The organism is Streptomyces sp. NPDC001781 (assembly GCF_053596035.1).
The window spans coordinates 63,580-85,025 of record NZ_JBSFFI010000006.1 but is presented as its reverse complement, the minus strand read 5'-3'; the positions used below and the strand labels follow the sequence as shown (position 1 = coordinate 85,025).

Genomic DNA, 21,446 nt, shown 5'->3' with positions numbered 1-21,446 from the left:
CGGATGCGGTGGCGGGGCCGGTTCGGTGGCGCTCTGCCGGTTCGGTGAGGGCTCCCCGAACTGCCGGGCGGCCGCAGCGCTGTGTCGGGAACGGTGCTCGGTGTCCTGAACGCATCAGGAGAGAGCCGCGTCGGTCTCGGTGCACTGCTGGGCGAGGACGGTGGCCATGTCGGGCAGCAGAACGGCCACGGGTTCGTGGGTCAGCTCCGTCATGCGCAGGCGCCCCCCGGCAGTGGCGACACCGAGGACGTGCTCACCGCGCAATTGGGTGGTCTGCGCCGGTCCCCACAGAGCGGTGAGACGGACGCGGCCGTGTGCCGGCGCCTCGACCACCCCGAGATTGGTGATCTGGATGTCGGCGGCGGTGGCCACGGTCATCATCGCCTCGGCCTCCTCGGGGGTGGTCGGTGGCTGCTGGGCCAGCGCCTGCGAACCGGCCTTGAGCACCCCAGGTGTCCGCTGGTGTTCCAGAGCCTGGTGATGGTGCTGGGCCAGTTTCCAGAAATCTCCGGCCTGGGACGCCTCGCTGACTGTCCGCGCTCCCGCGAACCGATTGGCCACGGCGTCGGGCAGACCTGCGGCACGCCGCAGGTCGACCGGGCTCAGCACCCTCACCCGGGCGCGGCCCGCACGGTGGAAGACGGTGCCGGCGGCAGCACACAGCGCGGCGTGCACGGACACGCCCTCCGCGCGGCAGCGGGTCACGAGCCGTGTGGTCAGACCGCGTTGCAGGGCCAGAGCGGACAGGTGCGGTGTCCGTCCCGAGAACCGGGTCAGTTCGCCGGGCGTGCTCATCAGCTCATCCGGGGGCGGCCCTGCGGGAGGCGTCGCCGTGTCGAGAGCCTGCAGGAGGGCCTCCTGGGAGGGCGGCACATCCCGCCCCGGGGTCGGCCGGCCGTCCTCGTCGTCGCCGTCGAGGGCGGCGACGAGGTCCGTCACCACGAGCATGCCGCCGGTGCCGTCGGTGATCTGGTGGGCGAAAGTCAGCACGATGACGCTGCCGGTCTCCGCGGGAATCAGTACGGTCCGCATCAGAGGGCCGGGCTCATGCGCGATGGGGCGCGTCTGCTCACCGGCGGCAACCGCCTGCCAGGGCGTTCCCTCGGCGGCTGTTTCGATCCTGATCGGGCCATCCGCCCACCGGTATCGGGCCTGGGAAGCCCGGCGGTCGACCGAGACGCGGAGCAGCGGGTGCCGTGCCTGCACCTTCCGCAGTGCCCGCGCCAGCGTCTGCTCACCGACCTTGCGGTCGATCTCGGCGACCAGGGAGAACTGGACAGGGTTCCGGCGCATATAGAGATCGATGGTCCGCTCGAAGGCTCCGAGTTCCCTCACTGTCCCCGTCTCCGTTTGCGTGTGGCTGATCGACATGAGGCCTTTTCCTCGCTGAGGTGATGTGACTGCTCGCTACCTGGACGCATCCTGGCGAGGCGGGAGTTCGGCCTCCTGCCGAGCGATGGCCGGGACCGGCCGGCTGTCCGCGAGGCGCTTGGACGTGGTGCGGAAGGCCCATGCGACGACCAGCGCGGCCACCACGGTGAGGGGGGTCCCCATGGCGATCTTCGCGAAGGCGAGCCAGCCGGTGGCGTCGTGCACGTAGAGCCACTGCTTCACCACGAACCGGGCCCCGAGGACGCCCGCCGCTGCGAGCGTGGCTATGTCGTGTGCCCGCAGAACCTGACGGTCCGCGCGCCAGGCGTGCGCGCCCCCGTGCAGGAGGTTCCACGCAACGCCGGTCAGGGGGCGACGAAAGAGGACCGAACCGAAGGTGGCGAGGAAGCCTGCGAAGGACACCCAGATGCCCAGCAGGAAGAAGTCCTTGGCGGAACCGGTGAGCGCGACGATGCCCGCCGCGACCAGAACGCTGGTCAGGCTGCCCGAGGCGGCGAGAAGACGTTCCCCGCGCACCAGTCGGGCCACGGTGAGCACCGCACCGGTTGCCACCGCCGCGATCACGGCTGCCCTCGTCGACAGCAAGGCGAGTGCGATCACGAACACCACGACCGGGACGGTCGAGTAGACGAACCCCGCCGTGCCGCCCATGGACTCGAGCAGGGGCGGACCCGGGGCGGGGGACGGCGCGCTGGTTCCGCCCCGTTCGTGAGCCGAGGAGGGGGCGTGCTCGCCTTCGAGCCGGGTCATCGATCACTCCTTGTCACGTGCTGCGGTTGCAGCGTCTCTCGGGGATTTCTCATCGCGGTCGTCAGTGCGGTTCAGGCGCTCCAGCCGCCTCCCGCGGCCCGGCTCGCGAGATAGGAGTCACGCAGCGCCTTGCGCAGCCCGGGGACGAACGCGTCGAAACGCGCCGCTTGCGCCTTCAGAGCGGATTTGTGGGTGCGGCGGTCTTCCTTGCTCCACACCGAGGTGAGCTCCAGCTCGACCGCCAGGACTGCCATCGCCAGCTCGTCCGTCAGGCCATCGGCGGGCGCGCCGTCGAGCACTGTCGAGCGCACCCGGTCCTGCAGGGCGTGCACCAGGTCCGGGTGCACCACGGTGACCCTCTTGGTGGACACGACCCCCAGCTTCTTCTCCCGTTCGATGGCGACATCCCCGGAGGCGAGCAGCTGGTCGCGGACCGGGGTCTCGGCTGTGTGCGCCTTGTTGTGCAGGAACTTGAGCCAGCCCTTGGGCCTGTCCTCGGGCAGGTCGTACCAGACCGAGGCTGTGAACGGATCCTTCGGCGGACTTCCGGGGAGCCGCCGAACCTTCCCCCCGGTCGCGTCCAGCAGACCCTCGCGGGCCAACTCGGTCATCGCACCTGCCCGCAGAAGCTGGCCGCGTCCCTGAATGTTGTCGAGCTGGAACTTCTCCTTCTTGACGGTGTAGCAGAGCATGTACAGCTTCTGAGCGAGAGTCGTGGGCACGGTAACTCCCCAGTGTGTTGGCCGAAGTGAGCAAGAATTTCCATCACCGATAAGAGAGTGAAATGAGCGCAGCGGAAAGCGCTATCGGTCGCACCCTCTGTTCCTCTCATCCCTGCCGAGGATCAGAAGGAACGAATTGGTAGTTCGCCCGTCCGTCAGGGAGTAACCGCTGCACCCTCGTTGCTGCTTTGCGTTCCAGTTGGTCTCCTACCTCGGGTCGGAGCCGTGAAACTGGTGACGTAACGGCATAGTTCTGCGCGCCCTGGAGAATGGACATTTCGGGACTTGCTGCGCGGTGTGCGCCGAGACCGCCGTCGGGACAGCGGCCCAACCAGCGTCCGCCCGGCGCCTGAGGTCGTCCTGACAGGACGTGAGGTGGCGCCAGTGGGAGAGACCGCCGGTGCGACCGGAGTCGCCGATGACGGCGCGATCTCCCCCTGAACCGGCCAGGCTTTGGTGTGCTGTGAGCGGGGTGGCGGCGAGGGCAAGGCGCGGGTTCTCCTTCTGCCTTGTTCGCCCTGCGCCGTCAGGAACCGCGGATTGCGTCGCCGAGACCGCCTCGACTGAGAACGGTGGACTTTTTCTCTGCATGCCTTTTCGGTGAATCAGTTCACCGGGCCGGCGCGGAATCGGGCACGGGTGGCGCCCTGAAAAGGGTTGCGTGAGGACTGCCCCGCAAATCTCGGTGGATCAAGCGCGTGATGTCCGGACGCGGTGTACCGCAAGGCGAAGGAGTGTCCGGATGCTGGAGGTACGGGGATGCTCCGACAACGTGACGAGGAGCCGGAGTTGTCGTCGCGCACCCTGCGGGAGTTGCAGGCCGCCCGAACGGCGCCCTCGTACGCTCTGACCTGTCCAAGCCTGCCGTTGCGTCATGGTTTTCAATGGGGCTCACGACGTGACCGCGTCGGCAGCACCGGACGGTGGGGGAGATCACGATCATGGCCTGGAGCACCCGGGAGATGGCGGAGCTGGCCGGCGTCAGCCTCAGGGCCGTACGGCACTACCACGACATCGGTCTGATCGAGGAGCCGGAGCGCCGCTCCAACGGATACAAGCAGTACGGCGTCAGCCACCTCGTCCGGCTCCTTCGGATCAAGCGCCTCACCGCTCTGGGCTTCTCCCTCTCCCAGATCGCGGACATGGACGACGACCCGGATCCGGGCCCCGATCCGCGTGACCTGCGGGCTCTCGACGCTGAACTGGACGCCACCATCGAACGCCTGCAGCACGCCCGTGCGGAGGTGGGCGCCCTCCTGCGCGGACGCGCTGCGAGCGATCTTCCCCTCCGCTTCGCCTCTGTGGACAAGACCGCCGAGCTTCCTGACCCGGACCGCTCCTTCGTCACCGTCCTCGGCACGGTCCTCGGGCCCACTGGGATGGACGCCTATGCCGACCTGCTCCATCAGGAGCCGCAGCCCGTGGCACGCGAACTCAACGAGCTTCCCGCCGATGCCGACGAGCTGACCCGCCAGAGTCTCGCCGAGCGTCTCGTGCCTTACGTCCTGGGTCTACGTGCCCGCCATCCCGGGCTCAGCGACCTTGCTTCCGACGCCCCGCGCGGCCGGCAGCACACCGCCCGCACCATCGGCAAAGCCATCAGCGATCTCTACAATCCGGCCCAGGTGGATGTCATGAAGCGGCTCGACGGGCTCCTGTCCGATGCGGATATCCCACGGTGACCGCCCCCGGAACGCCGCTTCGTGACCTGGCGGGTGGGACTCGGCGCGCGCTGATGATGTGACGGGTGAGCGGCAGAGTCCTTGGTACGACCACGACAGCCCGGACACCAGTGAACCGGGGCTCGTCGGGTCCAAGTGCCCCAGCGCCTCGTTTCTGTGAGGCGGTACGCCGCCGCGCGGACGACGTGGAAGCGGCGTGCGCCTGCCCGGGCCGTCCTCACTGCCGGCCGTCGATCTCGCTTCCCGAGGCATCGTTCTCGACGAGGATGGTGTGGACGCGCCGCAGCACGTCGAGGTGGGCGCGGTTGTGGAACTCGACCAGTGCCTGCACAGCGACCGACTCCGCGACAGCCCTTCCCCGGTACGAGGCCAGTCCGAGGTCGGCCAGAGCAGGGTGGGCCCGTTGCTGCCGGCGTACTTCGGGTGCCATTCGCTCGGCCATCCGCTGCCGTACGTCGTCGGGAGCGTCCTCGTCGAGCGCCGCGAACTCCGCTTCGAGGTCGTCGCGGGGGCCCGAAAGCTGTTCCTGGAGGGCCGCCATCGCTTCGGGTGTGAGGATGCTGGAGTAGGCCATCAGCAGGGATCGCTGGGCTTCGGGCAGGTCGTCGGCGAGCGTTCTGAGGTCAGGGGGCATGTCGAGCGCGGTTCGGTTGTCCATGACGGCAGCCAGTTCGCGCCGCATCCGCTGCCGGCGTTCGATGTCCGCCGCGAGTTCGGTGTCCAGGTCCCGGAGGATCCGCCGCGCCGTCTCGTCACCGCTCTCGACCTTGGGGACATCCGCGAGGGCCACGCCGAGGTCGGTCAGTCTGCGGATGCGCAGCAGGCGCACCAGATGGCCGACGCCATACCGCTTGTAGCCGTTGGACGCCCGTTCCGGCTCGTCGAGCAGGCCGATCTCGTGGTAGTGCCGGACGGCCTTGGCCGTCGTCCCCGCGAGTTCCGCCAGCTGACGGGTACTCCACGCCACCAGGAGCCCCCTCTCCCAGATCGTGCCCGACCGCCATTGAAAACCGTGCCCCTGGGGCAGGGTCAACTCCGCTCGGTTCCGCCCCGCCACCGGTTGACCGTGCCCCAGGGGCAGGGAGTGGGCTGGTCGCGACCACGCCCCACACACCGGTATGCGGAGACTGGACATGAAACGACAGAACAGCGTCGGCCGAAGTCTGGCCCTTCTGGCGGTCATCGGCCTGGGCGCGTCAATGACCACTGTGCCTGCCGGCGCCGAGGAGGCGAGAACGCCTCGGGTGACGTGGGGCCAGTGCCCCGACGACGTCGTGGCGGAAGCCGCCCCGACCGTGCTGCAGTGCACCACCGTGCCCGTGCCGCTGGACTACGCCCACCCGGAGGGCGAACAGATCGACCTCACCGTCTCCCGGCTGGCTGCCTCCGACCCGGACAAGAGGCGCGGCGTCCTCATGCTCAACCCGGGCGGTCCCGGCGGATCCGGGCTGGCGCTTTCCGCGCTGCTGGTGGCCCAGGGCCTGCCCAGCAGCGTCACCGACCGCTACGACCTGATCGGCATGGACACCCGCGGGATCGGTCATTCCACACCGGTCGGCTGCGGCTTCACCACGGACAGCCCCTACTACTCCAACATCCCGCCCTATGCGGCCGACGACGCCGCGGTCACCGCGCAGGCCAAGGTCGCCGAGCAGACAGCCAAGCAGTGCGCGGAGAACGACGACGGCGGCCGGCTGCGTCACCTCACCACCGCGAACACCGCCCGCGACCTGGACCGGATCCGGGCCGCGCTCGCCGAGGAGAAGACCAGCTACCTCGGCTACTCCTACGGCACCGCACTCGGTGCCGCCTACGCCTCGATGTTCCCCGAGCGCTCCGACCGAATAGTGCTCGACAGCAACATCGGAGACACCCACCTCGACCGCGACGGCATGCGCCGCTACGCGCTCGGCATGGAGCAGACCCTGCCGGACTTCGCGAACTGGGCCGCCACTCGGCACGACAGCTACGGCCTGGGCCGCACACCCAGTCAGGTCCGGGCGTCCTACCTCGCCATCGCAGGCCGACTCGACAAGGCTCCCGTCGCGGGGATCGACGGCAACCTGTTCCGGCTCCTGACATTCGGCCACCTGTTCAAGCAGACGCAGTACCCCAAGCTGGCGCAGACCTGGCAGACGCTGCTCGAAGGCGACGAGGCCGCGGTCCGTGGTCTGCAGCCCCCGCCGCAGGAAGGGACAGCCGGGCCGGTATCGCCGACCGACAACGCCCTGACCGTGTTCCTCGCCGTCACCTGCAACGACGTCGAGTGGCCCAAGGATGTCAGCACCTACCGGCGCGGCGTCGCCGAGGACCGTGAGCGCTACCCGCTGTACGGCGCCGCCACAGCCAACATCACCCCCTGCGCCTTCTGGCCGTACACCCCCGCCGAACCGCCCGTGGAGGTCGACACCGAGGGCCCGCGCAACGTACTGCTTCTGCAGAACCGCAGGGACGCCTCCACCCCGCACCTGGGCGGGAGAATGCTGCGCGAGAAGTTCGGCGACCGCGCCCGGCTGGTCAGCGTCGACGACAGCGGGCACGGCGTCTACGTCCTGGGCCGGAACTCCTGCGCGTTGAACACCACCACCCGCTACCTCGTCGAGGGCAGGATGCCCACGAAGGACGCTTTCTGCCACGCGGATTGACCACCGAAGCCACGCCCCCGCCCGCCCGCGGAACCGCTCAGTGCGTCAGCTTCAGTCCCGCCACGCACGCGATGATCCCCAGCAGCAGCAGGATCTTGACCGTGCTGGCCGGCTCACCGCCGAACGCCATCGCGTAGGCCGCCGTGAGGGCCGCTCCGATGCCGACCCAGACGGCGTAGCCGGTGCTGACCGGGACCGTGCGGAGGGCGAAGGCCAGACCGGACATGCTCAGCAGCAGCCCCAGGACGAAGACGACGGAGGGCAGGAGGCGGGAGAGGCCCTGGGACTTTCCGAGGGCCGTCGCCCAGACCGCTTCCAGCATTCCGGAGATCACGAGCGCGATCCATCCCATGTCGAACTCCCACGCGCCGTCTTGTCGTGGGCTGGGTACGGCGCACTCGTCCAGGAGCCTCGTTCGAGCTCTGCCGGCCATGGTCGCACAGGTGGCGCGTGCTCACTTGGCGTCGGCGTAGCACTCCACCACGGCGGTGCTGAAGGGGAAGCGGACCGGGGTGTCGCCGAAGGTGAGACGGGCCGCGAGGGCGGAGGCCTCGCGGATGGCCGCGGCGACCTGCTCGGCCTCCTCGGCGGGGCAGTGCACGATCACCTCGTCGTGCTGGAAGAAGACCAGCTCGGCGGCGAGGTCCGCGCACGCGCGCCGCAGGGCCGCGAGGAGCAGCAGGGCCCAGTCGGCCGCGCTGCCCTGCACCACGAAGTTGCGGGCGAACCGGCCCCGCCCCCGGTCGGTGGCCGTTTCCGCGCGCTCCTCGCCCAGCGGGATGCCCGCCTCCTCTCCCGCGTCCGCACCCGTCCCCGCCGCCGGCGGACAAGTGCGGCCCAGCCAGGTGCGGACCAGACGCCCCTCCTCGCCCGCGCGGGCCGCGTCGTCCACGTACGCCACCGCCTTGGGGTAGCGGCGGCGCAGCGCGGCCAGGTTCTTCAGGCCGTCGCCCGCGGTCTGGCCGTAGACCGCGCCGAGGACGGCCAGCTTGGCCTGGTCGCGGTCGCCGGAGAAGGTGCGTTCGGACACCGCCTGGTAGAGGTCGCCCTCGCGGGCCGCGACCTCCATCAGGCCGGGGTCGCGGGAGATCGCCGCCAGCACCCGCGGCTCCATCTGGGCGGCGTCGGCGACCACGAGGCGCCAGCCGGGGTCGGCCACCACCGCGCGGCGGATCACCTTGGGGATCTGGAGCGCGCCCCCGCCGTTGGTGACCCAGCGTCCGGTGACCGTGCCGCCCGCGTGGAACTCCGGGCGGAACCGGCCCTCGCGCACCCAGTCCCGCAGCCAGGACCAGCCGTGCGCGACCCAGATGCGGTACAGCCGCTTGTACTCCAGCAGCGGGGCCACGGCCGGGTGGTCCACGGAGCGCAGCTCCCAGCGGCGGGTGGAGCCGACCTTGATACCGGCCCGGGCGAAGGCCCTGACCACATCGGCCGGGAGGTCGGGGCGGACCCGGTGGCCGAAGGCGGCGGACACCTCGTCGGCCAGCTCGGCCAGCCGGCGCGGTTCGCCGCCGCCCGCGTACCGCTCGCCCAGCAGTTCGGTGAGCAGGGCCCGGTGCACGTCCGCGCGCCAGGGCAGGCCCGCGCGGTTCATCTCGGCGGCCACCAGCATCCCCGCCGACTCCGCGCCGGTCAGCAGGCGCATCCGGTCGGGGTGGGCGGTCCGTCCGTGTCTTCGCTGCTGCTCGGCGTAGACCTCCAGGAGGTCGGTCAGCGGCATCCGGTTGCCGGTCGGCTCGAACAGTGAGGACTGCGCCCCCGGTTCGGCGGCGCGCTGCGGCGGGTCGGGCGGTACGGGGCCGCCCCGGAGACGGGCCAGGGCGGCGGCGGCCGAGCGTGGTTCGCCGTGCCGTCCTTCGTGGCCCAGGAGCAGGGTCTCGGCGTCCTCGACGTCGTAGCACCGCTCCACTCGCACCCCCGTGGCGAGCAGTCGCGGGTAGACCTCGGCGGTCGACCTCCACACCCAGCGTCCGGTCTCCGGGCGGCTCCGCACCGCCTGGGCGAGATCGCTCTCGCGCCGGACCGGACCCGCGGGCAGCCCGTCCCGGCCGAGGGGGGCGACGTCCACGCCACCGTCCTCGGCCGGTGCGAGCGCCCACCGGTCGGTCATGCGTCCGAGTGTGGCAGGGGGGTCTGACAATGGTCCTGAGCTGCGCTTTCGCCGCGCGGTCAGCTCTCCTGCTCGTCGTCCGGGTGGGTCGCCGCCTGCTCCTGCTCAAGGAGCAGGGCCAGCACCCGGTTCACGTACTCCTCGGTGCCCTCCTTGGTGACACCGAGGCCGGCCAGGACGCCGGTGCCGTTCTCCTGCTCCAGCAGGGCCAGCAGGATGTGCTCGGTGCCGATGTGGTTGTGGCCGAGCCGGAGCGCCTCTCGGAAGGTGAGTTCCAGGGCCTTCTTCGCCTCGGGGCCGTAGGGGACCAGGTCGGGGGTCGTGCCGGTGGCCGGGGGGAGCGCGGCGGTCGCGGCCCGGCGTACGGCGTCGGCCGTCACGCCCTGGGCCTCCATGGCCTTCACCGCGAGACCCTCCGGTTCGGTCAGCAGTCCGAGGACCAGGTGCTCCGGGCGGCCCTCGGCGTTGCGGGCGGTCACGGCGGCGTTGTGCGCCGCCATGACGACGTTGCGGGCGCGGGGGGTGTAGCGGCCGAAGCCCTGGGCGGGGTCGAGGTCGGCGGACTCCTTGGAGACGAACCGCTTCTGCGCCGCCTGCCGGGTCACGCCCATGCTTCTGCCGATGTCGGTCCAGGACGCGCCCGAACGGCGGGCCTGGTCCACGAAATGCCCGATCAGGTGGTCCGCCACGTCGCCCAGGTGGTCGGCGGCGATCACCGCGTCCTGGAGCTGTTCGAGGGGTTCGGCGTGGGCGGTCCTGATGGCCTCGATGAGGTCGTCGAGGCGTACGGATGCCGTGACTTTCGGATTGGTCGCCATGTGACAACCCTAGGTTGACAGTGGGAAGGTGTCAACCTTCGGTTGACAGGCGCCCGCCCCTCGGGCCCGCCCGGTTTTCCACAGCCTGTGGACGGTCTCGGCGGGCTACGGGCCGGCCGTGGCACGATCGAGAACGTGACCAGCACCGCCAGCACCGTCGAACGCGCCTTCACGGCCGCCCTCTACGACGACACCGACTCCGGACTCGACACCGGCGCGTCCCTGCTCGCCGCCGACACCGGTGCCGACGCCGAACTCACCCGGCGCGGCGAGGAGTTCATGGCGTCCGCCTGGCAGCGCGGGTGGCAGCCCGCAGATCTGGCGCGGTTGGTGCGGCGGGAGCTGGAGGACGCCCACCTCGGCCTCGCCGCAGCACTGATCCGTGCCCAGGCGCTCAAGGACCGCCCGCGCGGCCCCCGTTGGAAGGCCCAGCTCGACGCTCTCGCCGACCAGGCCGGTCCCCGCCCCGCCGACCGCTTCTCACACGCCACCACCGTCCTGGAGCTGTACCGGCTGCTGCTGCGCCTGCCCACGCTGGAGCCGCTGGAGGAACCCCGCCGGCCCGCCGGGCCCGGCACGTCCCGCACGCTCGGCCGCATCCGCGCGCTGCTCGCCAAGGCGGAGGGCACCGGGTATCCGGAGGAGGCCGAGGCCCTCACCGCCAAGGCGCAGGAGCTGATGGCCAGGCACAGCGTCGACGAGGCCCTACTCGCCGCCTCCGCCCCGGCGCCGGACGCGCCCGGCGCCTGCCGGATAGGCGTCGAGCCGCCGTACGAGCAGGCCAAGGCCGTACTGCTGGACGCGGTCGCCCGGGCCAACCACTGCCGCGCGGTGTGGAACGAGCCGTACGCCTTCTCCACCGTCGTCGGCTTCGAGGCCGACCTGGAGGCGGTCGAGCTGCTGTACACCTCGCTGCTGGTGCAAGCCACGCACGCGATGGCCGGGGCGGAGGCCGCCCAGCGGGCCGGGGGCCGCAAGCGGACCAAGAGCTTCCGCCAGTCGTTCCTCGCCGCCTACGCCCACCGCGTCGGCGACCGCCTCACAGCCGCGGCCGAAAGCCAGGTCACCCAGGATCTGCTCCCGGTACTCGTCACCCGGGAGACGGCCGTCACCGAGCGCCTGGAGGACATGTTCCCCCGCACGACCACCACCCGTCTGCGCGGCATCAACGACGAGGCCGGCTGGAACGAGGGCGCCAAGGCGGCGGACGAGGCCCAGGTGAGGGCCCGCCCGAGGCTGCCGTGAGCCGGTGTGACCGAGGCGGTACGGGGCACGAGCGGTCCGCCGCCCGCGCGACGACCCGCCGCCGTCAGCGGAGCGCGATGGCGCCGGTGCCCGCCGAGGCGGCACGCCGGCCCGTCACGGGCTGCCGGACCCCGTGCCGCCGAGCCGCGCCAGACCCTAGTCGCCGACCTGCTGGAAGGCGCTCACCGACGCGTTCACCGAGTCCGTGCCCTTGGCCGCGACCGGGCCGAACTTCCAGGGGAAGCTCTTCGCGTCGCCGCCGCCGGGCAGGGTGACCTCCATGGTGCTCGCGTCGAGCGCCTTGGCGTCGCCGTCCGCGCCCCGGGTGTAGGACACGGTGAAGGTCGCCGACGCGCCCTTGGCCAGCTTCAGGGTCTGCGCCTGTGCGCCCTCGGTGACCGGCAGCTTCACCGAGCGGTCGCCCTGGCGCAGGGTGACACCGGGGAAGTGGTCCAGGGTGCAGGGGGCGCTCTGGTTGGTGATGCTGACCGGCACCTCGCCGGTGTCCCCGGCGGCGGGCGCGACGCTCGCGGAGCCGACCTCCAGGGCCACCGCGCCGGTCGCGCAGCCCGATCCTGCCTTGCTCTTGGCGCCGTCCGCGCCGCCACTGCCGTCGGCGTCGCAGGCGGTCAGAGCGAGGGCTGCGGCGAGCGCGGTGAGGGTGAGCGGAATGACGCGGCGCATGTACTGGTCCCATCGAGGTCGTGACGTCTCCCCCGCATCATGGCGCCTCGGCGCGGAGACCGGGCACGCGCCCCCGCCGATTCACCAGGACGGGGAACGCCTACGACGGCTGGAGACTCGTCGGCAGCCCGGTGGGGAGCTTGCCGCCCTCCGCCCTGGTGTACGACTCCGACCCGGCACCGCCCTTCCAGGTCACCTTCAGGGCCTTGCCGTCGACGGAGTCGACCGTCCCCTCGGCCCGGCTGTCGTCGCCGCCCTGGCAGGTCAGCCGGATCACGCCGTGGCCCGCCTGCTCGCCCGCCGTACCGCTGCACACCGTGCCGCCGGTGACGAAGAGGCCGGCCTGCTTGCCGGTGACGACCAGGGCGACGATCTTGCCGCCGCCGGTGGTGATCCAGCTTCCCTGGAGCTTGTCCGAGGCAGCCGCGCCGCCGGAGCCGTCCGGGCCGGAGGGCGCCGGGGCCGCGCTGGCAGTGGTGGGGGAGTCGTCCGGGGAGCTGTCCCCGCCGCACGCCGTCACGGTCAGCGCGAGCGCGCCCACCAGTCCCGCCGCCGCAGCGGCCCGTACCTTCGCCGTCGTCACCAAAAGCTCCCAACCAGTAGCCGGTCGCCCCGCCGGCCGCGCGCGAGGCCCCCCGAAGCCGGAGGTCCGCAGCAAGTTACCAGCCGTTACCCGGCCGGATCCGGGACACCGGGCAACAGTGGGCGCCCGGCGCGCGTCTGCCTCGAACGCGGGACGTTCCGATCCGGACGGCCTGGCGCGGAAGCGCGGGCGCGGCGCCCGCTCAGGCATGCCCGGAGCCGGTTTCGGGCATGCGCGTCGACACCACCGGCCCCGGGGCCGGGGTCAAGCGGACGTCAAAGCTGTAACCGCGGCGGCACCTGCCGTGCACGTGCATCTGCCCATTCATCTGCACATGAACAGCGTTATGATCCGGGTCGATCGACCATGGCCACATCAGACAGTGCACAGCGGGGAGCGACCTGTGGACCGCTACGTTGACGGCGTGTACGGGGGGTACGACGTGTACAACGGCATGGCTGCCGCGGAGCTGGACGGCGTGGCCTGGCAGAAGAGCCGGCACAGCAACTCCCAGGGCTCCTGCGTGGAGTTCGCGCGGCTGCCCGGCGGCGAGGTCGCGGTGCGCAACTCGCGCTTCCCGGACGGGCCCGCGCTGGTCTACACCCGGGCGGAGATCGAGGCGATGCTGCTCGGCATCAAGGACGGCGAGTTCGACCACCTCATCGCCGGCTGACCCCACCACCGTCGGCCCCGGGCGGCAGCCGGTCCGGCAACGATGTCAACGGCCCCCCGCCGGCAGGGGAACCGGCCACCCTCAGTCTCCGGCCGGGTCGCCCTGACCGAGGCCGTCCTCACCGAGGTCGTCCTTCCCGAGCCGGAACAGCGCCCACACCAGCTTGCCGCCACCCTCGCCCGTGGTCGGGTGCCAGCCCCAGCCGTCCGCGAAGGACTCCACCAGCAGCAGCCCGCGCCCGGACTCGGCGGAGAAGTCGTCCTCGGTCTCGCGGGGTACCGGGCTCTCGCCGCTCGGATCGCGCACCGCGCACACCAGTCGCCCCGCCCAGTGCAGCAGATGCAGCCGCACCGGCGCCGACTGCCTTGCACAGGCCGGGAGTTCGGTGGGCAGGGCATGGCGCAGCGCGTTGGTGACGAGTTCGGAGACGACCAGGGCGATGTCGTCGAAGCGGTCGCCGACGTCCCACGGGCCGAGAGTGGAGCGGGTGAAGTTCCGTGCCTCGCGGACGGCCTCGTAGCGGGCCGGCAGCGCACAGGAGGCGGCGTCGGACACGGCCGAGGGGTCCAGCGGAGGAAGGCCCTGCCGTAACGGCTTGAGCATGGTCGATCCATTCGTCCCCATGCGAGGCACTCCCGGGATTCGCGGTCGTTGCGAGGCAGCGGTGGCGCGGCACCCATGGTTTCGGATGCGCACAGCAGATGCAAGGGCAGATGCACGTGCACGAGGCCGAAATCGCCCTGCGCGTGCCGCTTCTTGGCCATTTTTTCCGCCATCGGGGCGTACATCGGCGCCAGAGGTCGTGACCTCTGGCGGGCGGAAACGGTTCAGCTCTTTCCGTTTCCGTAACCGTGCGAGTACTGCTTGAAGTGTTTTAGTGGCAGACTCAGGCCCTTGCGGATGGTTGGGGAGGCGACGTACGTGAGCGCGGGAGAGCCCGGATCGGTGGTGCGGCGGATGCTGCTCGGCTCGCAACTCAGGCGGCTGCGGGAAGCGCGGGGGATCACACGCGAGGCTGCGGGTTACTCGATCCGCGCCTCCGAATCGAAGATCAGCCGGATGGAACTGGGCCGGGTGAGCTTCAAGACCAGGGACGTCGAAGACCTGTTGACGCTCTACGGCATCGACGACGGGGCCGAGCGCGAGGCGCTGCTCTCCCTCGCGCGGGAGGCCAACGTGGCTGGCTGGTGGCACAGTTACTCCGACGTGCTGCCGACCTGGTTCCCCACCTATGTGGGGCTGGAGGGCGCCGCGCACCTCATCCGGGTCTACGAGGTGCAGTTCGTGCACGGCCTGCTCCAGACCGAGGACTACGCCCGCGCCGTGGTCCGGCGCGGCATGCGGGGCGCGAGCGCGGCGGACGTCGAGCGGCGGGTGGCGCTGCGCCTGGAGCGGCAGAAGCATCTGCTCGGCGACCACGCGCCCGAGTTCCACATCGTGCTCGACGAGGCCGCCCTGCACCGCCCCTACGGCGACCGTGACGTCATGCGCGGCCAGTTCCGGCACCTGATCGAGGTCTCCGAGCGGCCCAACGTGCGCCTTCAGGTCATGCCCTTCGCCTTCGGCGGACACTCCGGGGAGAGCGGTGCCTTCACCTTGCTCAGCTTCCCCGAGTCGGACCTCTCCGACGTGGTCTACCTGGAGCAGCTCACCAGCGCGCTCTACCTGGACAAGCGCGAGGACGTCGCCCAGTACGAGCACGCCCTCAAGGAACTCCAGCAGGACAGCCCCGGCCCCGAGGAGAGCCGTGAACTCATCGCGAGGCTTGTCGAACAGCTCTGATCCACAGGGGAGTTGAGGAGAAGTACGCTCCTCGCTCTCCGTGGCGCGCCGGTACCATGGCCCGTGATCAGCACCTGGCGCGACTCAGCCGTACGCTCACGATCGAGGGATCACATGGCGGCCATTTTCAGCGACCTCGCCCAGCAGTACATCGACGGCGAGTGGCGGCCGGGCACCGGCTCCTGGGACGTCATCGACTTCAACCCGTACGACGACGAGAAGCTGGCCTCGATCACCGTGGCCTCGGTCGACGAGGTGGACCAGGCGTACCGGGCCGCCGAGCGGGTCCAGAAGGAGTGGGCGCGCACCAGCCCCTACGCGCGTCGCGCGGTCTTCGAGCGGGCCCTGGCACTGCTGGAGGAGCGCGAGGAGGAGATCGCCGGGCTGATCGTCGCGGAGCTGGGCGGCACCCGGGTGAAGGCGGCTTTCGAGCTGCACCTCGCCAAGGAGTTCCTGCGCGAGTCGGTGCGCCTGGCGCTGGCCCCCGAGGGCCGCATCCTGCCCTCTCCGCTGGAGGGCAAGGAGAACCGGCTCTACCGGGTACCGGTCGGGGTGGTGGGGGTGATCAGCCCGTTCAACTTCCCCTTCCTGTTGTCGCTGAAGTCGGTCGCCCCGGCGCTCGCGCTCGGCAACGGCGTGGTCCTCAAGCCGCACCAGAGCACCCCGGTCGTGGGCGGCACCCTGATCGGCAGGCTCTTCGAGGACGCCGGCCTGCCCGGCGGGCTGCTCAACGTGGTGGTCACCGACATCGCGGAGATCGGGGACGCCTTCATCGAGCACCCGGTGCCGCGGGTCATCTCCTTCACCGGCTCGGAAGCCACGGGCCGCCACGTGGCCACCGTGTGCGCCGCCAACTTCAAACGGGCTGTGCTCGAACTCGGCGGGAACAGCGCCCTGGTGGTGCTGGACGACGCCGACCTCGACTACGCGGTGGACGCCGCCGTCTTCAGCCGGTTCGTGCACCAGGGGCAGGTCTGCATGGCCGCCAACCGGGTGCTGGTGGACCGTTCGGTGGCGGAGGAGTTCACCGCGAAGTTCGTCGCCAAGGTGCGCTCGCTCCCGGTGGGGGACCCGCGCGACCCGTCCACGGTCATCGGTCCCGTCATCAACTCCACCCAGGCGAACGCCCTGTCGGGCGTGATCGAGCAGGCGCTCGCGGAGGGGGCCACGGCGCTGGTGCGCGGTTCGGTCGAGGGCAATCTGGTCGCGCCCAGTGTGCTCACCGACGTGCCCGAGGGGTCGGAGCTGCTGCGGCAGGAGGTCTTCGGGCCGGTCGTCTTCCTCGTGCCGTTCGGCGACGAGGAGGACGCGGTCCGGATCGTCAACGACACCCCCTACGGTCTCAGCGGCGCCGTGCACACAGCGGACGTCGAGCGTGGGGTGGCCTTCGCGCGGCGGATCGACACCGGGATGTTCCATGTGAACGACGGCACCGTGCACGACGAGCCGATCGTGCCCTTCGGCGGGGAGAAGCACTCGGGCCTCGGCCGGCTGAACGGCGAGACGACGTTGGAGGCGTTCACCACCACCAAGTGGATCTCGGTGCAGCACGGGCGCAGCGGCTTCCCGTTCTGAGCCGCCGGGAGAAACTTCCGCGTCACGTGCCATCTAGGACAGGATCCGACCTCGACGGCCCGTAGCTTCGTCGGTGCCGGGGTGAAGCGCCCCGGCGGGAGCCGAGGAAGAGGCGGACGGTCATGGTCACTCATGTGGGAGCCGAGGCGCCGGGCGACGAGCGCGGGGCACTGCTGGCGTTCGTGGAGGAGCAGCGGAGCGGCATCCGCCGGGCCCTGCTGGGCCTGACGGAGGAGCAGGCGCGCATCCGGCCCAGCGCGAGCGAACTGACTCTGGGCGGGCTGCTGAAGCACGTCGTCGAGGTCGAGCAGGCATGGCAGGCCCGCGCCCGGCAGGAGCCGCCGGCGGTGGAGCGGGACCAGTCGAACTGGCACGAGTGCTTTCAGCTCACCGACGGCGAGACGGTCGCGGGACAGCTCGCGTACTGGGCGGAGGTGGCCGCGGAGACGGAGAAGCTGATCCGCTCCGCCCCCAGCCTGGACGACACCTTCCCGCTGCCCCCGGACCCCTGGTTCCCGCCGGACGGCGCGGTCTCGCTGCGCTGGCTCTGTCTCCACCTGATCCGCGAGACGGCCCGGCACGCGGGCCACGCCGACATCATCCGGGAGTCCCTGGACGGGAAGACGGCGTTCGAGCTGGTCGCGCTGGAGGAGCAGCAGCGGTCCGCGCCCTAGGGGGTGTCAGTGGTGGAACCCGGTGGCGGTCTCCCTGTCACCCGTGGGCCCCTGCTGGCGTCGCAGGCCGTCCAGCGCGTTGGTGAGGTCGGCGAGGAAGAGATCGGCCAGGTCGCGGGAGAACCCGTTGCGGCACACCACCCGCAGCACGGACAGGTCCTCCCGGTCCGGTGGGAAGGTGTACGCGGGCACCAGCCAGCCGTACTCGCGCAGCCGCCGGGAGAGGTCGAACACGTCGTACGCGGTGACGTGGCCGGCGGTGGTGAAGGCGAAGACCGGGAGCTGGTCGCCGCGCGTCAGCAGGCGGAAGTCGCCGAGCGCCTCGATCCCGTCCGCGAGATAGGTCGCCACGTCGCGGGTGGAGCGCTGCACCGCGCGGTAACCCTCGCGGCCCAGGCGCAGGAACGTGTAGTACTGGGCCGCGACCTGGGCGCCGGGGCGGGAGAAGTTCAGCGCGAAGGTGGGCATGTCGCCGCCGAGGTAGTTCACCCGGAACACCAGCTCCTCGGGGAGTGCGTCGGAGTCCCGCCACAGCGCCCAGCCGACGCCGGGGTAGACGAGCCCGTACTTGTGGCCGGAGGTGTTGATCGAGGCCACGCGGGGGAGCCGGAAGTCCCAGACGAGGTCTTCGTCCAGGAAGGGGGCGACCATCGCGCCCGAGGCCCCGTCCACGTGCACGGGGACGTCGAGTCCCGTGCGCTCCTTGAGGGCGTCCAGCTCGGCGCAGAGTTCGGCGATGGGCTCGTAGGAGCCGTCGAAGGTGGAGCCGAGGATGCCGACGACCCCGATGGTGTTCTCGTCGCACAGCTCGGCCGCCGCGCGCGGGTCGAGGTGGAAGCGGTCGCCCTCCATGGGGACGAGCCGGGGCTCGACCTCCCAGAAGTTGCAGAACTTGTCCCAGCAGACCTGGACGTTGACGCCCATCACCAGGTTCGGCCGGGCCCCCGGGTACCGGTCGGCGTTCCGCTTGGACCAGCGGCGCTTGAGCGCCAGTCCGGCCAGCATGCACGCCTCGCTGGAGCCGGTGGTGGAGCAGCCGACCACGCCCGAGGGGTCGGGGGCGTTCCACAGGTCGGCGAGGATCGCCACGCAACGCCGCTCCAGCTCCGCGGTGCGCGGGTACTCGTCCTTGTCGATCATGTTCTTGTCCAGGCACTCCGCCATCAGCACCCCGGCCTGCGGCTCCATCCAGGTGGTGACGAAGGTGGCCAGGTTCAGCCGGGCGTTGCCGTCCAGCATGAGTTCGTCGTGCACCACCTGGTAGGCGGTCGCCGGGGTCAGCGGCTTCTCCGGCAGCCGGTGGGTGGGCGGTGCCTCGGTCATCCCGCCCACGGGGTCGGCGTCCCCGTAGAACGGGTTGACGGACAGGTGCCGGTGCCCGTGCTTCTTGGAACCTCGGTGCAGCGCCATGGGCCATGCCTCCATCAGAGGGAATCAGGGAAGGTTCAGCGGATCGGGGTCCCGTCCGGGTGCAACTGCATCTGCGCCCGCCCGGTCACCAGCAGCCAGGCGGGCAGCGAACCGATGCACAGCAGGGTGAGCACCGAGGGGGAGGCGACCAGGACGGCGGCCGTGAAGAGGCTGACCCAGCCCTGCCGCGTGATCGCCAGCAGCACGCCCAGCACACCCGTGGCCACCGCGACCGCGGGCTGCACGGCAGGGACCAGTGCGTGCGCGCACAGGCCCAGCGCGGCCCCGATGAACACGGACGGGAAGATCCGACCGCCCCGGAACCCGCAGGAGGCGGCCACCACCAGCGCGGCCAGCTTCACCACCGCCATCAGCGCGAACTGTCCGGACGACCAGCCATCGGGGTTCCGCGCCAGCTCCCCGACCTCGGCGAGCCCCTTGAACAGCGTCAGATGCCCGCCCAGCGCCGCCAGCGCGCCCAGCACGAGCCCGCCCGCCGGGAGCATCAGCATCGGGTGCCGCAGCCGGCCGAAGACGGCGTGGACGCGGGGGAAGGCGTAGACCGCGCACATGCCGAGCAGCGCGGCCGCCGGTGTGATCACCAGGGCGGCCACCACGTCGTTCCAGCGGGGTTGGCCGAAGGGCGCGAGGCCCAGGTCGAAGGAGGGGCGGGAGATCAGGGTGGTGGTGACGGCGCCGCAGGCGGCGGCGGTCAGCGGGGCGAACAGGTTGTCCCAGAGCCGCCCCCGCAGCGGGCGCCCGGCCAGCGCCTCGGAGATCACCAGCGCGGCCGCGACGGGCGTGCCGAACAGCGCCCCGATGGTGCCCGCCTCCGCCAGCATCGGCCACAGCGCGCCCGGCGCCCGGGGCACCAGTTTCTGCCCGAACCACACGGCGAGCCCGACGTTGACCGCGATGATCGGGTTCTCCGGGCCGAGGCTCGGGCCGCCCGCCAGCATCAGCCCCACCGCGAGCACCAGTCCGGGCAGCACCCTCGGCGCCAGCACCGGGGCGTCCAGGCCGAGGGTGGCCGGGTCGGGACCGGCGTGTCCGGGGACCTTCCACACCACCAGGCCGACCGCGACACCGGTGGCGAAGAGCATGACGAACATCCAGAGCACCGAGTACCGGCCCACCCCGAGCGCGTCCGGCAGCGGTCCCCACAGCACGTGCTGGAGCTTCTCGGCGGCCGTGCTCACCCCGACGAAGACGAGGCTGGTCACGATCCCCACCGCCACGGAGGGCAGGATCAGCGGCAGCAGCGCACGCGCCGGGGCCGTGGGAGCGGTCGGCGGCTGCCGCGCGGTGTCCTGGGCCACGCGATCACCATAAGCGGACGAAAGCATCACAACATCCCGAACGGGAATCCCCCTTGCACCTCACCCGGTGTGAGGACGCACCGTGGACCCCGGCGGCGCACCCCGCGCCGCCGGGACTAGGAGCGAGGAACGTTGAGCTTCTCCGTGGGGCAGGTCGCGGGGTTCGCCGGGATCACGGTGCGCACCCTGCACCACTACGACGAGATCGGGCTGCTCGTGCCCGGCGAGCGCACGCACGCCGGACACCGGCGCTACGCCGACGCCGACCTCGACCGGCTCCAGCGGATCCTGTTCTACCGCGAGCTCGGCTTCCCGCTCGACGAGGTCGCCGCCCTGCTCGACGATCCGGGCGCGGACCCCCCGCGCCCATCTGCGCAGGCAGCACGAGCTGCTGACCGCCCGGATCGAGAGGCTGAGCCGGATGGCGGCGGCCGTGGAACACGCCATGGAGGCACGCACGACGGGCATCGACCTCACCCCCGAGGAACGCTTCGAGGTCTTCGGGGACCACGACCCCGAGAGGTACGCCGAGGAGACCGAGCGCCGCTGGAGCGGCACCGAGGCGTACGCCGAGTCCCGCCGCCGCACCGCCCGCCGCGCCCTGGCCGACTGGCAGCGGATGCGGGCCGAGTCCGACGACCTCAACGCCCGTTACGCCGCCCTGGTGGCCGACGGTGTGCCGCCCGCCGCCCCGGCCGCGATGGACCTCGCCGAGGAGCACCGCCGCCACATCGGCCGCTGGTTCTACGAATGCCCGTACCCGGCGCATCGCTGTCTGGGTGAGATGTACGTCGGCGACGCCCGCTTCACCGCCTACTACGAAGCCCTCGGCGCCGGTGTCGCCGCCCACCTGAACGCGGCCATCGCCGCCAACGCCGAGCGGCACGGGGCCTGGTAGTGCTTCATCGGGTTCTGTGTCTGGTCCTGGTTCACTCGCGGGCCAGGACCACCGCCGTGCCGTAGGCGCACACCTCGGTGCCCAGGTCGGCGGCCTCGGTGACGTCGAAGCGGAAGGCGACCACGGCGTTGGCGCCCCGGGCGCGTGCCTGCTCCACCAGGCGCTCCATGGCCTGGTTGCGGGTCTGCACCAGGGTCTTGGTCAGCCCCTTCAGCTCGCCGCCGATCATGGACTTCAGCCCGGCGCCGATCTGGCTGCCCAGGTGCCGCGAGCGCACGGTGAGGCCGAAGACCTCGCCGAGCACCCGCTCCACCCGGCGTCCGGGCACGTCGTTCGCCGTCACCACCAGCACGTCCGGCTCGGGCCCCTGGCCGCCGCCGTAGTCTTCGAGTCCCATGGCGCACAGCTTTGCCGCGGTCGCCGCACAGTGCATCCTGGGACGGCCGGTGGAACCTGGGCCCGTCACGAAGCGTTGATAGCT

General features: G+C 71.3%; 20 protein-coding genes, 1 pseudogene and 1 riboswitch. Of the genes and pseudogenes, 8 read left to right on the top strand and 13 right to left on the bottom strand.

Going from position 1 to position 21,446, the window contains the following annotated elements:
* Nucleotides 1-114: 114 nt before the first annotated feature.
* From ACWCV3_RS07665 to ACWCV3_RS07655, 3 genes are all read right to left on the bottom strand, one after another.
* On the bottom strand, nt 115-1,335 hold the full coding sequence (locus ACWCV3_RS07665) for a phthiocerol/phthiodiolone dimycocerosyl transferase family protein (RefSeq protein ID WP_451219903.1): 1,221 nt from the start codon (nt 1,333-1,335) through the stop codon (nt 115-117).
* Nucleotides 1,336-1,407: 72 nt separating this feature from the next.
* Nucleotides 1,408-2,142 (bottom strand): DUF3159 domain-containing protein, encoded by a 735-nt coding sequence (locus tag ACWCV3_RS07660; protein WP_451219900.1) that lies wholly within the window; start codon nt 2,140-2,142, stop codon nt 1,408-1,410.
* Nucleotides 2,143-2,213: 71 nt separating this feature from the next.
* Nucleotides 2,214-2,864: a GOLPH3/VPS74 family protein gene (locus ACWCV3_RS07655; RefSeq protein WP_451219897.1), complete on the bottom strand. Its 651-nt coding sequence runs from the start codon at nt 2,862-2,864 to the stop codon at nt 2,214-2,216.
* Nucleotides 2,865-3,805: 941 nt separating this feature from the next.
* On the opposite strand from ACWCV3_RS07655, the gene ACWCV3_RS07650 reads away from it, so the two are divergent.
* Nucleotides 3,806-4,546, top strand: a complete 741-nt coding sequence (locus tag ACWCV3_RS07650) for a MerR family transcriptional regulator (protein ID WP_451219894.1) — start codon at nt 3,806-3,808, stop codon at nt 4,544-4,546.
* A 217-nt stretch (nt 4,547-4,763) separates the two neighbouring features.
* Here ACWCV3_RS07650 and ACWCV3_RS07645 read toward each other — a convergent pair whose 3' ends face one another.
* Nucleotides 4,764-5,513, bottom strand: a complete 750-nt coding sequence (locus tag ACWCV3_RS07645; protein ID WP_451219891.1) for a helix-turn-helix domain-containing protein — start codon at nt 5,511-5,513, stop codon at nt 4,764-4,766.
* A 166-nt stretch (nt 5,514-5,679) separates the two neighbouring features.
* On the opposite strand from ACWCV3_RS07645, the gene ACWCV3_RS07640 reads away from it, so the two are divergent.
* Nucleotides 5,680-7,191 (top strand): alpha/beta hydrolase, encoded by a 1,512-nt coding sequence (locus ACWCV3_RS07640; RefSeq protein ID WP_451219888.1) that lies wholly within the window; start codon nt 5,680-5,682, stop codon nt 7,189-7,191.
* A gap of 37 nt (nt 7,192-7,228) precedes the next feature.
* On the opposite strand, the gene ACWCV3_RS07635 is transcribed toward ACWCV3_RS07640, so the two are convergent.
* The 3 genes from ACWCV3_RS07635 to ACWCV3_RS07625 form a co-directional block, all read right to left on the bottom strand.
* Nucleotides 7,229-7,543 (bottom strand): DMT family transporter, encoded by a 315-nt coding sequence (locus ACWCV3_RS07635; RefSeq protein WP_451219885.1) that lies wholly within the window; start codon nt 7,541-7,543, stop codon nt 7,229-7,231.
* Nucleotides 7,544-7,553: 10 nt separating this feature from the next.
* Nucleotides 7,554-7,617: riboswitch (guanidine-III (ykkC-III) riboswitch) on the bottom strand.
* A 28-nt stretch (nt 7,618-7,645) separates the two neighbouring features.
* The gene (locus ACWCV3_RS07630; protein WP_451219883.1) at nt 7,646-9,304 is read right to left on the bottom strand and encodes a bifunctional 3'-5' exonuclease/DNA polymerase; all 1,659 of its coding nucleotides are present in this window, start codon (nt 9,302-9,304) and stop codon (nt 7,646-7,648) included.
* 59 nt (nt 9,305-9,363) lie between these two features.
* Nucleotides 9,364-10,122, bottom strand: a complete 759-nt coding sequence (locus ACWCV3_RS07625; RefSeq protein ID WP_451219880.1) for a Clp protease N-terminal domain-containing protein — start codon at nt 10,120-10,122, stop codon at nt 9,364-9,366.
* 135 nt (nt 10,123-10,257) lie between these two features.
* On the opposite strand from ACWCV3_RS07625, the gene ACWCV3_RS07620 reads away from it, so the two are divergent.
* Entirely contained in the window at nt 10,258-11,367 is a 1,110-nt protein-coding gene (locus ACWCV3_RS07620) for a DUF2786 domain-containing protein (RefSeq protein ID WP_451219877.1), read from the top strand.
* Nucleotides 11,368-11,523: 156 nt separating this feature from the next.
* On the opposite strand, the gene ACWCV3_RS07615 is transcribed toward ACWCV3_RS07620, so the two are convergent.
* Together ACWCV3_RS07615 and ACWCV3_RS07610 are read right to left on the bottom strand one after the other, a co-directional pair.
* Nucleotides 11,524-12,051: a DUF4232 domain-containing protein gene (locus tag ACWCV3_RS07615; protein ID WP_451219874.1), complete on the bottom strand. Its 528-nt coding sequence runs from the start codon at nt 12,049-12,051 to the stop codon at nt 11,524-11,526.
* Between the two features lie 100 nt (nt 12,052-12,151).
* Nucleotides 12,152-12,634, bottom strand: coding sequence for a hypothetical protein (locus ACWCV3_RS07610; RefSeq protein ID WP_451219871.1), 483 nt, complete (start codon nt 12,632-12,634; stop codon nt 12,152-12,154).
* Between the two features lie 454 nt (nt 12,635-13,088).
* Here ACWCV3_RS07610 and ACWCV3_RS07605 point away from each other — a divergent pair, with 454 nt between their 5' ends.
* The gene (locus tag ACWCV3_RS07605) at nt 13,089-13,307 is read left to right on the top strand and encodes a DUF397 domain-containing protein (protein ID WP_451220340.1); all 219 of its coding nucleotides are present in this window, start codon (nt 13,089-13,091) and stop codon (nt 13,305-13,307) included.
* Nucleotides 13,308-13,388: 81 nt separating this feature from the next.
* Here the strand turns inward: ACWCV3_RS07605 and ACWCV3_RS07600 are convergent, their stop codons facing one another.
* Entirely contained in the window at nt 13,389-13,931 is a 543-nt protein-coding gene (locus ACWCV3_RS07600) for an ATP-binding protein (RefSeq protein ID WP_451219868.1), read from the bottom strand.
* A gap of 333 nt (nt 13,932-14,264) precedes the next feature.
* On the opposite strand from ACWCV3_RS07600, the gene ACWCV3_RS07595 reads away from it, so the two are divergent.
* From ACWCV3_RS07595 to ACWCV3_RS07585, 3 genes are all read left to right on the top strand, one after another.
* A complete protein-coding gene (locus ACWCV3_RS07595; protein WP_451220337.1) occupies nt 14,265-15,089 on the top strand; it encodes a helix-turn-helix domain-containing protein in 825 nt (274 codons plus the stop codon).
* Nucleotides 15,090-15,203: 114 nt separating this feature from the next.
* Nucleotides 15,204-16,664, top strand: a complete 1,461-nt coding sequence (locus ACWCV3_RS07590) for an aldehyde dehydrogenase family protein (protein ID WP_451219865.1) — start codon at nt 15,204-15,206, stop codon at nt 16,662-16,664.
* A 122-nt stretch (nt 16,665-16,786) separates the two neighbouring features.
* The gene (locus tag ACWCV3_RS07585; RefSeq protein ID WP_451219862.1) at nt 16,787-17,338 is read left to right on the top strand and encodes a DinB family protein; all 552 of its coding nucleotides are present in this window, start codon (nt 16,787-16,789) and stop codon (nt 17,336-17,338) included.
* A gap of 6 nt (nt 17,339-17,344) precedes the next feature.
* Here ACWCV3_RS07585 and ACWCV3_RS07580 read toward each other — a convergent pair whose 3' ends face one another.
* Together ACWCV3_RS07580 and ACWCV3_RS07575 are read right to left on the bottom strand one after the other, a co-directional pair.
* Nucleotides 17,345-18,748 carry a glutamate decarboxylase gene (locus ACWCV3_RS07580; protein WP_451219859.1) on the bottom strand — a complete coding sequence of 468 codons (1,404 nt, stop codon included), beginning with the start codon at nt 18,746-18,748 and terminating at the stop codon, nt 17,345-17,347.
* Between the two features lie 35 nt (nt 18,749-18,783).
* Nucleotides 18,784-20,067, bottom strand: coding sequence for an ion channel protein (locus tag ACWCV3_RS07575; RefSeq protein ID WP_451219856.1), 1,284 nt, complete (start codon nt 20,065-20,067; stop codon nt 18,784-18,786).
* Nucleotides 20,068-20,199: 132 nt separating this feature from the next.
* Between ACWCV3_RS07575 and ACWCV3_RS07570 the strand changes: the two are divergent.
* A pseudogene (locus tag ACWCV3_RS07570) lies at nt 20,200-20,965 on the top strand (MerR family transcriptional regulator).
* A gap of 31 nt (nt 20,966-20,996) precedes the next feature.
* On the opposite strand, the gene ACWCV3_RS07565 reads toward ACWCV3_RS07570, so the two are convergent.
* Nucleotides 20,997-21,362, bottom strand: a complete 366-nt coding sequence (locus tag ACWCV3_RS07565; protein ID WP_130338306.1) for a YbjQ family protein — start codon at nt 21,360-21,362, stop codon at nt 20,997-20,999.
* Nucleotides 21,363-21,446: the final 84 nt, after the last annotated feature.

Coding starts and splice junctions, on each gene's coding strand:
- ACWCV3_RS07615 (WP_451219874.1), bottom strand. CDS start 12,051: ATGCGCCGCGTCATTCCGCTCACCCTCACCGCGCTCGCCGCAGCCCTC.
- ACWCV3_RS07595 (WP_451220337.1), top strand. CDS start 14,265: ATGCTGCTCGGCTCGCAACTCAGGCGGCTGCGGGAAGCGCGGGGGATC.
- ACWCV3_RS07565 (WP_130338306.1), bottom strand. CDS start 21,362: ATGGGACTCGAAGACTACGGCGGCGGCCAGGGGCCCGAGCCGGACGTG.
- ACWCV3_RS07640 (WP_451219888.1), top strand. CDS start 5,680: ATGAAACGACAGAACAGCGTCGGCCGAAGTCTGGCCCTTCTGGCGGTC.
- ACWCV3_RS07585 (WP_451219862.1), top strand. CDS start 16,787: ATGGTCACTCATGTGGGAGCCGAGGCGCCGGGCGACGAGCGCGGGGCA.
- ACWCV3_RS07590 (WP_451219865.1), top strand. CDS start 15,204: ATGGCGGCCATTTTCAGCGACCTCGCCCAGCAGTACATCGACGGCGAG.
- ACWCV3_RS07635 (WP_451219885.1), bottom strand. CDS start 7,543: ATGGGATGGATCGCGCTCGTGATCTCCGGAATGCTGGAAGCGGTCTGG.
- ACWCV3_RS07580 (WP_451219859.1), bottom strand. CDS start 18,748: ATGGCGCTGCACCGAGGTTCCAAGAAGCACGGGCACCGGCACCTGTCC.
- ACWCV3_RS07630 (WP_451219883.1), bottom strand. CDS start 9,304: ATGACCGACCGGTGGGCGCTCGCACCGGCCGAGGACGGTGGCGTGGAC.
- ACWCV3_RS07660 (WP_451219900.1), bottom strand. CDS start 2,142: ATGACCCGGCTCGAAGGCGAGCACGCCCCCTCCTCGGCTCACGAACGG.
- ACWCV3_RS07625 (WP_451219880.1), bottom strand. CDS start 10,122: ATGGCGACCAATCCGAAAGTCACGGCATCCGTACGCCTCGACGACCTC.
- ACWCV3_RS07605 (WP_451220340.1), top strand. CDS start 13,089: ATGGCTGCCGCGGAGCTGGACGGCGTGGCCTGGCAGAAGAGCCGGCAC.
- ACWCV3_RS07650 (WP_451219894.1), top strand. CDS start 3,806: ATGGCCTGGAGCACCCGGGAGATGGCGGAGCTGGCCGGCGTCAGCCTC.
- ACWCV3_RS07600 (WP_451219868.1), bottom strand. CDS start 13,931: ATGGGGACGAATGGATCGACCATGCTCAAGCCGTTACGGCAGGGCCTT.